This window comes from Flavobacterium sp. OHVDL-2026-0007 (genome assembly GCF_059882335.1).
Genome location: NZ_CM187612.1, coordinates 1,896,810 through 1,911,155 on the forward strand (window position 1 = coordinate 1,896,810; position 14,346 = coordinate 1,911,155).

A 14,346-nucleotide genomic window follows, 5' to 3' on the forward strand; every position below is an offset into this window, starting at 1 on the left:
ATGAAACAACTAATTACGCTAACTTTATTCTTATTAACCTTTTCAGCATTTGCACAAAAACCATGTGAATACTCCACCAATGTAACCGATTCTATTGGTACTTACAAAATAACCAACGAATACCTAATTAGTGAGAAAAACTTCGGTCAAACCTTTAGTTATATCTTCTTTTCTTTGGCACAAACCGATGGCTTACCTACCTTGAATTTACAACTGATCTCAAAAAGTAAGGATTTCATAAAAGCCAATTGTTTCGACAAAAATTCCAAAGTTTTTTTACAATTGGAAAATGGTAAGATAGTGACTATGTTACATATGGACCAAGAAAACTGTGGAACGCTTCTTCGTGATGATAAAGGTTTTGACAATAGAATAAACACTGGAATTTTTATGTTTATGAAAGATAATTTTGAGGAATTAAAAAAATCTCCTGTACAAATTATGCGTATTAAATACTTAACTGATGTAGAAGATTATATCGTCAAAAGCGAATTGGTATCGGAAATGAATACTAAAACCTACCATCCCAATACATATTTCATGGAAAACATTAGATGTGTGGAATAGTTAATCACAATTCCATTTTTGGTTGGATACTTTATCGTTCAAACCAGTCTTTAAATTGTAATGCCACCATTCTGAATCAAAGGAATTGAAACCGTTTTTTATCATTATTTTCTTAAGAAACTTTCTATTGGATTTTACTTTATTTGGAAGAATTGGGAAACTATGACTGGCTTCTAAACCGAAGTAATCAAAAGAAGTTCCCATCTCGAGTTCCTTTCCATTTTCATCCACTAACGAAATATCAACGGCTCCTCCTCTATTGTGGATGGAGCCTTTTTTTGGATCGGCAACATATATGGGATTCGATACGATCTCCCACATTTTCTTCTGAATCGATAAAGGTCTGTAACAATCAAATAATTTAATTCTATATCCTTTCTTCAGAAAATCTTCGTTCGCTGCAATTAAGGCTCGAACGGTTTTATATCGCAACAAACATTCTGCGCAATCATAGACTTTTGCTTTCAAAAAATTATCTTCGGTAGCATATTTCATATCATAGATAAAATCTTTACTATAGTCCTTTAAATTTACAAAGGTAGTGTCAGCTACATTATCATTTCTTTGGGCAGTTGCAAGGACCATCCAAAAAAGAGCGACTAATAAAAATAAAGGATTGATCTGTTTTTTCATGCGTAATTCTATTGCTTGTTAAATACTAAACTTAAAAAATAAATATACGCTTAAAAAGAAAGTATCTTATACTTTTCTCCCTTTTTCACGCAAGATAAAGAGCGTAACCCAAGTCACACAGCCGCAGTGATCATAATAACCCATTCAAGCCTCTACAGTCTTCCTTATGAATGGATTTCATCCTTTCTCATTTTTCCCTTTTTAAGTTAACGAACTGCAAAGTAATCCCAAATTAGTCATTCCTATACGAAAAAAAGTGATTTTTATCTTTTAGTGTGCATTAAAAAGCCTGCAAGATCTGAATTTTGCAGGCTTTTTAACGGCATGATCTTAATAAAGACGCCTCAACTAGTTCGACCCTACTACTTTTTCTTCATCCCACTAGGACTTAGTTTAAGTAGATCGTAGATAGTCGTTACTTTTTTTTAATTAATTTTTATTGCAATTGCATTTCTGCATCTGCAGTTATGGCAGCCTCATCTCCGATAATACCCGATGGAAAAGATTCTCCAATAGCAAAATCGGAACGGTTGACTTTTGCTGTAATCTGAAATCCAGCTGTACTCTTTTTAGTTTTAGGATTCAGAATGGTTCCTCTATAGGTCATATTTAAAGTAACGGGCTTGGTCGCACCATGCAGCGTTAGATTCCCTTTTACAAGATAATTATTTTTGCTCACTTTCTTGATACTAGTACTTTTGAATTGCATATTAGGATACTTATCCACTTCAAAAAAATCACCCCCTCTTAAGTTTTTATCCCGAGTATTCTCTTCCGTATCTATGGAACTAACATCCGCTTTAAATTCAATAGTGGCATCGCTAAAATCTGCTTTTTTTGCTTTCATATTGATGTCAAAAGTTTTAAAAATACCCGTGACATCTGAAATTAACATATGTCTTATTGTAAAACTCAATCTGGAATGCGCACGATCACTTTTCCAATTTTGACCAATACCCACTGCAGGTAAAGCCATTACTAAAAATACAATTATAAACTTTTTCATCTGTATTGATTTAAATGAATAATCCTTTTCTACTGTTCATTCTAAATATCCAAATTTCCCCATATTGACATCATCAAATGCCTGAGTAATTTCTTCCTGTGTATTCATGACAAAAGGACCATGGGCTACTATCGGCTCATTTATCGGTTCTCCACTCAAGATTAACACTACTGAATTTTCAATTGCTTGAATTGTAAATTCCTCACCTTCATTGGCGAATAACAAAAAATGATCCTCTGCCACATTTTGACTATCATTCACCTTGATGTTTCCCTCAATCACTAAAAGTGCCGCATTGTGAATCGCCGGAAAACTAAAAGTGGCTGTAGCCCCTTTGTTGAGTTTTGCATTGAACAAATTCACCGGCGTAAAGGTGGTAGCCGCTCCAGGAGTTCCGTTATAAGCTCCCGCAATAACTTCTATACTACCTTGGTTATCAGAAAGCACATATTTATTGATATCACTATTTACAATACCTTGATATTTAGGTTTTGACATTTTATCTTTTGCCGGCAAGTTTACCCAAAGTTGCACCATTTGAAAATCCCCCCCTTCTCTACTAAATTGCTCTTCGTGGTATTCTTTGTGTAAAATCCCTGAGGCTGCTGTCATCCATTGTACATCGCCTTCTCCAATTACCCCACTATTTCCAGAGCTGTCATGATGTGCTACTTTTCCTTTATAGGCAATGGTAACCGTTTCAAAACCTCTGTGCGGATGTACCCCCACCCCTCTTAACTCTTTTGTTGGTGCAAAATAAAACTTGGAATTGTAATCCATCATGATAAACGGACTCATTCTCTCCATACTCATTCCTTTACCGTAAGGAATAAAATTATGTACTCTAAAACCATCACCCACCATATGTGGGGGTGGGGGTGCTAATACTCGTTCAATTTTTTTTATTGTCATGATCTTATTGTTCTTTATTGTGAAATAAGGAATTGGCTTGATACTCTGGATGTTTATCGATATATGCTTTTATATACGGACAATAGGGTTTTACTTTAAGATGATGTTCTTCTGCATAATCCAAGACATATTTAGCGATATAAGCCGCTATGCCTCTACCTCCTAATTCTGGAGGAACTTCGGTATGGATGTAAGCTATCCCTCCCTCGAACAATTTGTATTGCTCAAAGGCGACATGTCCTTCTACATGAATTTCAAAACGTTTGTCTTTTTCGTTATTTACAACAGTGTATTCCATAATTCTTCATTTGTGTAGGATAAAGTTAATACCCATAAAACAAGAACTACTTGATCTATGATAAGAAATTCACAAAATAGCAAAGCTTAGCCTTACCCTACTGTATCGTATACAAAGGGGGTATATTGTTCTTGTTCCAAACCAAATTTAGCAGTAGCCTTACCTAGTAGTATATCCCAGTAATCTTGATTATACTTATGGTTTAAAGTTTTTTCTAGCTAGTTCTTTTCGCACCCTACTTAAACTTTCTGGGGTAATACCTAGGTAGGAAGCTATCATTTGAAGGGGGAGTCTAAAAGTGATTTCACGATGGGTTTCTATAAAATCCAAATATTTTTTTTCAGCCGAAGCGGCTAAGAGATAATTTATTCTTTGTTGCATCTGCCTAATGTTTTTGTGCAAGGCAAGGGTATTGAAATAAGTGAATTCCTCGGAAACCACTTCTGCTCTTCTTAGGAATTCCTTCTGCACATAGACGATCTCCGCGTCTTCAATGACATCGATAAATAAATCAGAGGGTTCATCAAAATAAAAACTACTGCGATCAGCAATCCACCAATTCTCTGATGCAAACTGAAGAATGTGATCCTTTCCCATCTCATCTATTGTATACGATCTCAATAAGCCTTTGCAGACAAAAAATGCTCGATCGCAAATTTGATTTTCTTTCAATAAAACGGTTCCTTTTTTCACTTTAAGAGAATACACCAAATGCTCCATTTCACAATACTGCTCTTCTGATAGGCCCATATTACTCAGTAGATGTGTTTTAAATTGCTCAAGCATTGGTATTAGGAGATTTATTGATGTGATGAATTTACGTAAAATAAACTAAAATTCTGACCAAGAAAAAAAGTTTTTTTGCCCTTCAAAAAAAGCAGATCGTTTCCTCTTAGCTTAGAACAATTGAACTCTTTTTTTTTCATTTTATTGCTTTTTTACTAGGTTTTTCATTCAAAAAAAAGCTAACTTTTTAATCGTTAAACATAAAATAAGCCGTATTTTAGCTATTGATTCACAATTGTTTAGCATTATATATTAAAAACACAACCTTCTAACCGTATTACTTCTCAATTTTGTATTCTATTTTTAGTTCAACCTTAAAAACTAGAACTCATGAAAAATGTAATCATTAGCCTCTTTGCATTCCTTTTTTCTTCCTTTGTTTTGGCACAAACTATAGATGAGAAAGACGTTCCCAATATTGTTAAATCCACTTTTCTAATAAGTTATCCAGACTTGACTAATGTACAATGGGAAAAAGAAAAAGAGTTTTATAAAGTCCATTATATCGTTAAAAATACAGCACAAACAATGGTTTTAGATCCAAATGGTAATGTCTTAAAAACAGCAACCGCTATCACCCTAAAACAGCTACCTGCTACCGCTTTAACCTATATCAAAAAAAACTACCGTTACAAAAAAATAAAAAGTGTCGCAAGAATATCGGATGCTCAAGGCGTCGTCACTTTCGAAGTACGAATTGCCACCAAAACGTTAAGTTTTACTAAAAAAGGAGTCTATAGAAACAGCTGGTAAAACAAATCCATTCCGTTGACCCCATAAAACAACTCCGTTTAAAATTTTGTTTAGACCAACTACAACCCAATACAACCAATCCAATAATATTCGGTAACTTTATTTCATTAATTTGAACCTTCTAACTCGTAAACTGTAATTTAAAATGATCCGATTCATAACCAAAAGTGTGCTCATTATAGCCTCTATGATTTATACCCCATCTTATTCCAGTTCATTTCAGACAGTTATAAAAAGTAATCCCCTCAAAAATAACAGCGTTAACATTAAGACTGGAGCTGATAATTACACCAAATACCTGCCTTTATTAAAGGGTAAAAAAGTAGGAATCGTTACCAATCAAACAGGAGTATTGTCTAATAAAACACATCTGGTGGATTTCTTATTGGAGAAAAACATTACGATTCAAACTATTTTTGCACCCGAACATGGCTTTAGAGGGACAGCCGATGCCGGTGAAGAGGTACTCGATGGAAAAGATCCAAAAACAGGTCTGGCTATTATCTCTCTTTATGGGGACAATAAAAAACCAAAAGCAGCACAATTAGTCGGAATTGATGTTATGCTATTTGATTTACAAGATGTGGGAGCGCGCTTCTACACCTATATTTCTTCTTTGCACTATCTCATGGAAAGTTGTGCTGAAAACGGAATTCCACTGATCGTTCTGGACAGGCCCAATCCCAACGGCCGAATTGTAGATGGACCCGTTTTAGAAAAACAGTATACAAGTTTTGTGGGCATGCATCCTATTGCGCTGCTCCACGGCATGACCATCGGGGAATATGCACGAATGATTAATGGGGAAAAATGGCTTAAAAACCAAATTCAATGCAAGTTAACAGTCATTCCTTGTATCGACTACAATCGAAAAATGGACTATACCTTAGCAGTTAAACCCTCTCCTAATTTACCCAACGATCAAGCTATAAACCTATATGCTAGTTTGTGTCTCTTTGAAGGGACCAATATAAGTGTCGGTCGCGGGACTGAAAAACAATTCCAAATATATGGATCTCCTTACTTACCCAAAACCAGTTATAGTTTTACACCAAAACCTAATTTTGGAGCTAAAGACCCACTCTATAATGGAAAAGAGTGTTATGGTGAAGATTTAACCACCTATCCTAAACTAAATCAATTAGAACTAAAATGGCTCATTAAAGCCTATCAAAATACTCCCGATAAAACGAAATTCTTTAATCCTTTTTTCACAAAACTAGCGGGAACAAAGAAATTACAACAGCAGATTGAAAGCGGAATTTCAGAAGATCAAATAAGAAAGAGTTGGCAGAAGGATTTACTGTTGTTTAAAAAAACGAGAATCAAGTATCTACTCTATTAAACACCACTTTATGATGGTGTTACACCCTCGATAACGCACTAAGAAAAAAACACTAAAGATCTAAAATGACACCAAGCGCCATTCTCCTCCTTATCATCATTTACTTCGGAACCTTATTCTATATCTCACATCACGTCAGTAAGAAAGATGGGAGCAACGATGCTTTTTTCACCGCCAATAAAAACTCTAAATGGTATTTGGTTGCTTTTGGCATGATAGGAACAGCACTCTCTGGTGTTACTTTTATATCGGTCCCAGGAGAAGTGGGAGCTCCCAGTGGTGAACAATTCAAATATTTTCAGTTTGTATTGGGTAATGCTATCGGCTTTATCGTGATTACCAAACTATTATTACCGCTGTATTATCGAATGAACCTCACTTCTATTTATGGGTATATAGAACAAAGAATGGGTTTTTATAGCTACAAAACAGCCGCCTCCATCTTCTTAATTAGTAGAACCATAAGCTCGGCATTTAGGCTCTATTTAGTGGTTATTGTATTACAGCGTTTTGTATTTGATTATTATCACATTCCATTTGCCTGTACCGTTTTAATCTCGCTACTTCTTATTTTTTCATATACCTATAGAGGTGGGCTCAAAACCATTATAATCACCGATACCTTACAGACTTTTTTCCTAGTTACATCGGTTTTCTTGACCATCTATTTTATCTGTGACCGTATGGATTTAAGTGCCATTGGAGCTTTTGAAGAAGTCAAAAATAGCCATTATTCTAAAATATTTTTCTTTGATGATTTTATGGGAAGTAAATTTCATTTCATCAAACAAATACTGGGCGGAATGTTTGTTACTATAGCCATGACAGGACTTGACCAAGATTTAATGCAAAAGAATCTCAGTTGTAAAAATATAGGCGAGGCGCAAAAAAATATGTTTACCTTCACGGGCATCTTTGTGGTGATCAACATCTTCTTTTTAAGTGTTGGCGCTTTGTTATATATCTACGCCAATAAAAATGGAATTGCTGTTCCTCTTGATTTGGTGACTGGGAAACCCAGAACTGATTTACTATTTCCTGAAATCGCTCTAAATCATTTGGCAACAATTCCAGCCATTGTATTTTTATTGGGAATCATCGCAGCTACTTTTGCCACTACCGATTCAGCATTAACGGCCTTAACAACCTCCTTTTGTGTCGATTTTTTAGGCATGGAGAAAGCCGAGAATAACCATAAAAAAAATACCGTGCGTTTACGTCATTGGGTTCATATTAGTTTTTCTGCATTGATTTTTTTAGTCATATTGGTTTTCAATTCCATCAATGATAGTTCTGTGGTGGGTATGATATTCAAAGTGGCTTCTTATACCTATGGTCCTTTACTAGGCTTGTATGCTTTTGGACTCTTCCAAAAGTCCAGAAAGGTAAAGGATAAATTGGTTCCTCTGATCTGTCTATTATCTCCATTCTTTACCTATTTAATCAATGAAAATTCGACGCTATTATTCTCTGGATATGTATTTGATAATGAATTAATTCTACTCAACGGACTCCTAACCTATTTAGGATTGTACCTCAGCAGTTCGCACAGCAGTGAAAGAATAAGCTTTTAAGTTAATATGAAAACAGTACTTATTGATTCATCAATTGAACGCTATACAAACCAGTAGCATTCGATGGTCCAAAACATAATAATATGAAAGATTACTTCATAAAGATTGTCCTTTGTACCACACTTTTGTTGATGATCACCAATTGTGGGAGTACTAAAAAAAGGAGCAGCATTACGGATTCAAAAAAAGTGCCTGTATCCAAAGATACAGTAGCCACTAAAATTCCAACGCCAGCTGAAAGAAGAACCTTTTTCAAAGATTCCGACAGCGAAACCGTATGGGTAGATAGCATTTTAAATAAAATGTCGCTTCAAGAAAAAATAGGTCAGCTCTTTATGATTCCCGCCTACTCCAATAGAAATGCAGTTCATGTCCGTCAAATCACGGCCTTAATCGAAGACTATAAAGTAGGCGGAATTATTTTTTTTCAGGGTGGCCCCGTTCGTCAAGCCAAACTAACCAACCTGTATCAGTCCAAAGCTAAAACTCCTTTATTCATCGGCCTGGATGCAGAATGGGGATTGAGTATGCGTTTAGATTCCACCTATACCTATCCTTGGAACATGACTTTAGGAGCCATTCAAGACCTAAGTTTGATTGAAAGGCTTGGTAAAAACATGGCCAATGAAGACAAGCGCATGGGAATCCATTTTAATTTCGCTCCCGTTCTTGACATCAATACCAACCCTAAAAACCCAATTATTGGCAACCGCTCTTTTGGTGAAGATAAAGTCAATGTAAGCAACAAAGCCATTGCCTTGATGAAGGGAGTACAGAGTCAGGGTGTTTTCAGTACGGGAAAACATTTTCCTGGACATGGAGATACCGCAACAGACTCGCACCACGCCTTACCCATGCTTACCTTCTCAAAAGAAAGACTTGAGTCGGTCGAGTTGTATCCCTACAAAAAAATATTCTATGAAGGTTTAGCAGCTGTTATGACAGCGCATCTTGACATTCCTAGTTTAGAACCAAGAGAAAACTATCCTTCTTCAGCTTCCTATAATGTGGTAACCAATTTACTTCAAAAAGAATTAGGCTTTGACGGTTTGATCTTCACAGATGGTTTAGCAATGAAAGCGGCAAGTAATTTCAGATCCCCTGGCGATCTAGAACTAGCGGTATTTCTAGCTGGAAATGACATTTTACTTTGCCCCGAAAATGTCCCCCTAGCGCTCCAGAAATTCGAAACGGCCTACAATGAAGGTATTATTAGCGAGCAACGCTTAACCCATTCAGTCAAAAAAATACTGCATTATAAATTTAAAGCAGGCCTGAACCACTCCAAAGCTATTGATTTGGTCAACCTCTACCAGGATTTAAATCCATCCCAAAATGATGCTTTACACTATCAATTGTATGAAAATGCCCTTACCGTTCTAAAAAATGATCAGGAAATACTGCCTATCAAAAATTTAAATCAGAAGATCGCTTATGTGAAACTAGGTGATGATCACAACAGTGCTTTTGTCAGTACCTTAAAAAAGTATATGGAAGTAACAGAAGTAGCCAACACCAATATAGACAGTCTCAACCAGGAATTAAGAAAGTACAACACGGTAATTATTGGTTTCCACAAAGTAAACAAAGCCTGGGAGGAACAAGATTTTACCAATACTGAATTGCTGTGGTTACAAGAAATCGCCAAACACAATAAAGTAATTTTGGATGTGTTCGCAAAACCCTATGTGCTGCTACCAATCCCAAATTTTGATGACATTGAAGCCTTAGTGGTTTCTTATCAAAACTCTGCCATCAGTCAGATCGTTTCCGCGGAATTAGTATTTGGAGCCATCCAATCCAAGGGAAAACTACCCGTATCTATTCATAGTGCCTTTAAAGTCAATGATGGTTTATCTACTGAAAAACTGAACCGTTTAGGTTTTACTTCAGCAGAAAATGTAGACATGAATCCTACTATTTTATCCAAAATAGATGTCATAGCACAAAAAGCGATAACCGCTAAAATGACTCCCGGTTTACAAGTTCTTGTAGCCCGAAAAGGCCGTGTTATTTTCCAGAAATCCTATGGTTTTCAAACCTACGATACGAGTCCAAAAGTAACGAATTCAACACTATATGATGTAGCCTCGCTTTCCAAAATGATTTCGACCTTGCCCAACCTAATGCAATTGTATGATCAAAATCAAGTAAACCTCGATACTCCATTAAAAGATATGGTCCCGTTGTTTGCTAATACCACTAAAGGGAGCATTATTCTCAAGGATTTACTAAGCCATTATGCCGGGCTTCAAGCTTGGATTCCCTTTTACAAAGCAACCTTAGATAGTCAAGGAAAACCATCTTCTAGATATTATCGAAAAATAGCCCAGCCCCCATTTTCCACCAAAGTAGCGGACAGCCTTTTTATTAGAAATGACTATCACGATAGCATTATGAAAATTATTGCCCAAAGTCCCTTATCTATTAAAAAAGAATATCGCTATAGTGATTTGACCTTTATGATTATAAAAGAATACTTGGAACTAAAAACGCATAAAAAATTAGAGGATCTTAGCCAGCAAAATTTTTTCAGCACATTGGGCATGAACAATACCCTTTACAATCCTTTAAACCATTTCAACAGGAATGACATTGCACCTACCGAAATTGACAATTACTTTAGATACCAACTCATCCAAGGCTATGTACACGATATGGCAGCGGCTATGGAAGGCGGAGTTGCTGGTCATGCCGGAATTTTTTCAAATGCCATGGATGTTGCCAAGATGATGCAATTATTTTTGCAAAAAGGTAATTACGGTCATAAACAATACTTCTCTTCCCAAACATTTGATGCTTTCAACACTTGTTATTACTGTGATAAAGGTGTGCAACGAGGATTGGGGTTTGACAAAAGAATCGCCAAAAATGGTCCTACATGTACCTGTGTTTCAAACTCAAGTTTTGGACATACAGGATTTACAGGAAACATTGCTTGGGTAGACCCAGAAACAGAAATTGTTTATGTATTTTTATCCAATAGAACGTATCCATCTGTCATTGATGAAGAAAATAAATTATTGAAAGGAAAAATTCGAGAAGATATCCAGCAAATAATTCAAGACGCCATTATTAAATAAAAAGGCCTCCTATTTCTTAAACCATTAACAAAAAGAAACGATCTCCATAAAAACAAAAAACGCTTTACCTTATAATCATGAACGCCAATCTTGAATTACTCTATAAAATTGCTCAAAAACCAACCCGAACTATTATTGGACTAATGTCTGGAACTTCACTCGATGGATTAGATGTAGCTTTATGCGAAATTTCAGGTGCGGGCGAAAATACAACGGTACAATTAATCCAATTTGAAACTGTTGATTATTCAGAAGATATAAAATCCGAAATTAGAACTGTTTTTGCCCAACAAACTGTAGATTTTCAAAAACTTGTATTGCTCAATGAATGGATTGGACTGCTTCACGCTACTATGATTTTAGACTGCCTCAACACTTGGAAAATCCCAACAACACAGGTTGATCTAGTAGCCTCTCATGGGCAAACCGTTTTTCATGCTCCAAAAATCCTACACCAACAGGAGAAATTTCCAAATGCCACTTTACAAATTGGAGACGGCGATCATATTGCAGTAAAAACAGGTATCATAACCCTGTCGGACTTCAGACAAAAACATGTTGCTGCAGGTGGCGAAGGAGCACCTCTAGCTGTTTACGGAGACTACTTCCTCTTTGGGAAAAAAGGCGAGAATCGCATTATGCTCAATATGGGAGGCATTGCTAATTTCACCTATTTACCTTCGAGTTGTAATCCTGAAGACGTTTTTGTAACCGATACAGGGACTGGGAACACCTTAATCGATGCTTTTACCAGATTACATTTCCCAGAGAAGTCTTATGACAAAGATGCCGAAATTGCCAAACAAGGTACTTTGAATCATGCTCTATTACAGTGCCTAAAAGCGGACGAGTTCTTCTTGGCCTCTTTCCCTAAGACTACCGGTCCAGAGCTTTTTAATATAGCCTATGTACGAAATGCGCAAATCCAAAGCAAAACCGAGAATATTACTATTGAAGATCTATTAGCAACACTTACCCGATTCAGTGCCGAAACCATAGCCACGGCCATTCAATCCTCTATAAACAACACTAGCTATCCAGTGGAAAGTTTTACCATCTATATGTCGGGTGGAGGCGCACACAATCCTTTATTAGTAGGCTGGCTAAAAGAACTCTTAGCTTGCACTTTCTCTAATACCAGTGAATTAGGCATTTCAGGAGATGCCAAAGAAGCCATTTTATTTGCCATTTTAGCCAATGAAACGATTACCGGCGGAACTTCAGATTTTGGATCTCGCAAGGGAATTCCATCGGTATCTATGGGGAAAATTTCTTTTCCAACATAAAGAGCAATAAAAAATAAATTATTTACCTACTCTATACATAACCAAAAACGAATCAAACCCATTTTAGATCTATTTTTTAGCATGCACCTATTTAAAAGACATTTCCGAATAAATACAATAGTATTAGTTCCGATGATCAAAAAATAATTTCAAAATTTATTCTCACCTATAAAGCAGTAATAATAAATTCACTACGTCTGTTGGCTTGGTGCTGCTCTTCTGTACAGTTTACACCATCAGAACATCCATTTATAAGTTGGCTTTCACCATAACCTTTACCGGTTAATCGATCAGCCGCTATACCGTTCTTGATAAGCCATTGCAGAGTTGATTTGGCTCTTCTATCGGATAAGGCTAGGTTGTATTTGGCTGTTGCACGACTGTCAGTATGTGAACGAATATCTATTTTCATGGCCGGATACTGTTTTAAAGCATCTAATATTTTTTCCAAATCTAAGGCTGCCTCTCTTCGAATATTGGATTTATCCAAATCAAAATAAATATTTTTAATTCCAAAACACTTCCCTAAATCATCACCAATAGTTACTTGACATCCAGCTTTTTCTAAAGCAATTGATAAAGTGGTTTTCCCGCTTTCCGAGGCTATCGTAACGGCAACTTCTTTGGTGGTATAATCAGGTTTTTCAGCTCTTACATAATAACTTTTACCACATTCAACAGCGAAAGTATACAACCCGTTGCTATCCGAGAGAGTAGAGATCAAAAGTTGCGAGTCACTATCAAACAAGGTCACCTTTGCCCCTGATAGGATAGCTCCTGTTTTAAAATCTGTAATAACACCACTTAATTCTTGGATACATTTGAGTCTTTTGGTTTCTAAAAACTTATAGATATCATCCGATCCTAATCCGCCATCTTTATTCGAAGAAAAGAAGCCTCTTCTTGTTTGAGTGTCAATTATATAAGCAAAATCATCATTGGGTGAATTAATATCCGATCCTATGTTTTTAATTTCACTGATACCCTTTTCTTTAATCTCTCCAACAAACACATCTAATCCACCGATTCCAGGATGGCCGTCTGAGGCAAAATAAAGTTCATTTTCATCACTCACATAGGGAAAAGTTTCTTTTCCTTCTGTGTTGATGGTGCTTCCTAAATTCTCTGGAGTCCCAAATGCTCCGTTGCCATCAATACTTACCTTATAAATATCTGACTGTCCTAGAGTTCCAGGCATGTCAGAGGCAAAGTATAAGGTTTTCTCATCCGGACTTAAGGCAGGGTGCGCCGTACTGTACTGATCACTATCAAAAGGAAGTGCTGTTATATTAGTCCATTGATCTTTTTCAAGAGTTGCTTTATAGAGTTTAACTAGGGTTGTCTTTTGTTCATTCTTCCCTTTTTTACCGTCAATAAAATTGTTTCGAGTAAAATAAACAGTCTTCCCGTCTTTGGTAAATACAGGAGTCGCTTCATGAAATTTAGAATTGATTTTTGATTTCAATGCTTTCACTCCATTGGGATTAAATTGCTCATCAAGATCCGATTGGTAAAGATTGGTAAAGTACGCATCGGTCCATTTGTGTTTGCGTTGAGAGAAATTACCCGTATCTCTTGCAGAGGCAAAATAGATTTTATTGTTGTGCATGGTGGTTCCGTAGTCGGAGTATTTGGAATTTACCCCGGCATCTTCAATCTTGTACCTCCCTGAATTGGCTTTGATCTGAGCCATATAGTTCGTGTTTCCTTTATACAGTTTACCCCTATTGTCATTTTTAAACTTGGCATTAAACTCATCGAGCATTTTATTGGCTTTAGCCACGTCTCCAGTGGATTTTAACGATTGAGCATAACGGTAATAATACTCTGGTTCCACCTCAGTATTCATAGCAAAAAGTTCGCCATACCACTTTGCTGCAGCAGCAAACTCGGAATTGAAATAGTAGGAGTTGCCTAGTTTTTTAAACATGTCTTCGGATTTATATCCTTTTTCAGCTACACGCTCATAGGTTTTGATTGCATCGATGTACGCATATTGATCGTATTTTTTATCTCCAGAATTGATCTTGGATTGCTGGGCATAACTTTCAATTGAAAAAACACTGAATAGGGTAATGTAAAGAAGTATATTTTTTTTCATAA

12 protein-coding genes are annotated in these 14,346 nt (G+C 36.3%); 6 read left to right on the top strand and 6 right to left on the bottom strand.

What is annotated here, in order from left to right; genetic code table 11:
- Nucleotides 1-567 carry a hypothetical protein gene (locus tag AC51AA_RS07265; protein ID WP_500705213.1) on the top strand — a complete coding sequence of 189 codons (567 nt, stop codon included), beginning with the start codon at nucleotides 1-3 and terminating at the stop codon, nucleotides 565-567.
- Here AC51AA_RS07265 and AC51AA_RS07270 read toward each other — a convergent pair whose 3' ends face one another.
- The 5 genes from AC51AA_RS07270 to AC51AA_RS07290 form a co-directional block, all read right to left on the bottom strand.
- Entirely contained in the window at nucleotides 568-1,152 is a 585-nt protein-coding gene (locus AC51AA_RS07270) for a M15 family metallopeptidase (RefSeq protein ID WP_500705622.1), read from the bottom strand.
- Nucleotides 1,153-1,636: 484 nt separating this feature from the next.
- The gene (locus AC51AA_RS07275) at nucleotides 1,637-2,206 is read right to left on the bottom strand and encodes a YceI family protein (protein ID WP_500705215.1); all 570 of its coding nucleotides are present in this window, start codon (nucleotides 2,204-2,206) and stop codon (nucleotides 1,637-1,639) included.
- A gap of 36 nt (nucleotides 2,207-2,242) precedes the next feature.
- The gene (locus AC51AA_RS07280; RefSeq protein ID WP_500705216.1) at nucleotides 2,243-3,118 is read right to left on the bottom strand and encodes a pirin family protein; all 876 of its coding nucleotides are present in this window, start codon (nucleotides 3,116-3,118) and stop codon (nucleotides 2,243-2,245) included.
- 4 nt (nucleotides 3,119-3,122) lie between these two features.
- Nucleotides 3,123-3,416, bottom strand: a complete 294-nt coding sequence (locus AC51AA_RS07285) for a GNAT family N-acetyltransferase (RefSeq protein ID WP_500705218.1) — start codon at nucleotides 3,414-3,416, stop codon at nucleotides 3,123-3,125.
- 195 nt (nucleotides 3,417-3,611) lie between these two features.
- Nucleotides 3,612-4,202, bottom strand: coding sequence for a Crp/Fnr family transcriptional regulator (locus AC51AA_RS07290; RefSeq protein WP_500705220.1), 591 nt, complete (start codon nucleotides 4,200-4,202; stop codon nucleotides 3,612-3,614).
- A 330-nt stretch (nucleotides 4,203-4,532) separates the two neighbouring features.
- Here AC51AA_RS07290 and AC51AA_RS07295 point away from each other — a divergent pair, with 330 nt between their 5' ends.
- The 5 genes from AC51AA_RS07295 (at nucleotide 4,533) to AC51AA_RS07315 (ending at nucleotide 12,243) form a co-directional block, all read left to right on the top strand.
- Entirely contained in the window at nucleotides 4,533-4,955 is a 423-nt protein-coding gene (locus AC51AA_RS07295) for a PepSY-like domain-containing protein (RefSeq protein WP_500705222.1), read from the top strand.
- Nucleotides 4,956-5,100: 145 nt separating this feature from the next.
- The gene (locus tag AC51AA_RS07300) at nucleotides 5,101-6,300 is read left to right on the top strand and encodes an exo-beta-N-acetylmuramidase NamZ family protein (protein ID WP_500705224.1); all 1,200 of its coding nucleotides are present in this window, start codon (nucleotides 5,101-5,103) and stop codon (nucleotides 6,298-6,300) included.
- A 65-nt stretch (nucleotides 6,301-6,365) separates the two neighbouring features.
- A complete protein-coding gene (locus AC51AA_RS07305) occupies nucleotides 6,366-7,874 on the top strand; it encodes a sodium:solute symporter (protein ID WP_500705225.1) in 1,509 nt (502 codons plus the stop codon).
- An 83-nt stretch (nucleotides 7,875-7,957) separates the two neighbouring features.
- On the top strand, nucleotides 7,958-10,957 hold the full coding sequence (locus AC51AA_RS07310) for a serine hydrolase domain-containing protein (RefSeq protein ID WP_500705227.1): 3,000 nt from the start codon (nucleotides 7,958-7,960) through the stop codon (nucleotides 10,955-10,957).
- Between the two features lie 77 nt (nucleotides 10,958-11,034).
- Nucleotides 11,035-12,243 (top strand): anhydro-N-acetylmuramic acid kinase, encoded by a 1,209-nt coding sequence (locus AC51AA_RS07315; protein ID WP_500705229.1) that lies wholly within the window; start codon nucleotides 11,035-11,037, stop codon nucleotides 12,241-12,243.
- A gap of 166 nt (nucleotides 12,244-12,409) precedes the next feature.
- Here AC51AA_RS07315 and AC51AA_RS07320 read toward each other — a convergent pair whose 3' ends face one another.
- Nucleotides 12,410-14,344 (bottom strand): OmpA family protein, encoded by a 1,935-nt coding sequence (locus tag AC51AA_RS07320; protein ID WP_500705231.1) that lies wholly within the window; start codon nucleotides 14,342-14,344, stop codon nucleotides 12,410-12,412.
- Nucleotides 14,345-14,346: the final 2 nt, after the last annotated feature.

Coding starts and splice junctions, on each gene's coding strand:
- AC51AA_RS07315 (WP_500705229.1), top strand. CDS start 11,035: ATGAACGCCAATCTTGAATTACTCTATAAAATTGCTCAAAAACCAACC.
- AC51AA_RS07305 (WP_500705225.1), top strand. CDS start 6,366: ATGACACCAAGCGCCATTCTCCTCCTTATCATCATTTACTTCGGAACC.
- AC51AA_RS07300 (WP_500705224.1), top strand. CDS start 5,101: ATGATCCGATTCATAACCAAAAGTGTGCTCATTATAGCCTCTATGATT.
- AC51AA_RS07295 (WP_500705222.1), top strand. CDS start 4,533: ATGAAAAATGTAATCATTAGCCTCTTTGCATTCCTTTTTTCTTCCTTT.
- AC51AA_RS07320 (WP_500705231.1), bottom strand. CDS start 14,344: ATGAAAAAAAATATACTTCTTTACATTACCCTATTCAGTGTTTTTTCA.
- AC51AA_RS07285 (WP_500705218.1), bottom strand. CDS start 3,416: ATGGAATACACTGTTGTAAATAACGAAAAAGACAAACGTTTTGAAATT.
- AC51AA_RS07265 (WP_500705213.1), top strand. CDS start 1: ATGAAACAACTAATTACGCTAACTTTATTCTTATTAACCTTTTCAGCA.
- AC51AA_RS07280 (WP_500705216.1), bottom strand. CDS start 3,118: ATGACAATAAAAAAAATTGAACGAGTATTAGCACCCCCACCCCCACAT.
- AC51AA_RS07270 (WP_500705622.1), bottom strand. CDS start 1,152: ATGGTCCTTGCAACTGCCCAAAGAAATGATAATGTAGCTGACACTACC.
- AC51AA_RS07290 (WP_500705220.1), bottom strand. CDS start 4,202: ATGCTTGAGCAATTTAAAACACATCTACTGAGTAATATGGGCCTATCA.
- AC51AA_RS07275 (WP_500705215.1), bottom strand. CDS start 2,206: ATGAAAAAGTTTATAATTGTATTTTTAGTAATGGCTTTACCTGCAGTG.
- AC51AA_RS07310 (WP_500705227.1), top strand. CDS start 7,958: ATGAAAGATTACTTCATAAAGATTGTCCTTTGTACCACACTTTTGTTG.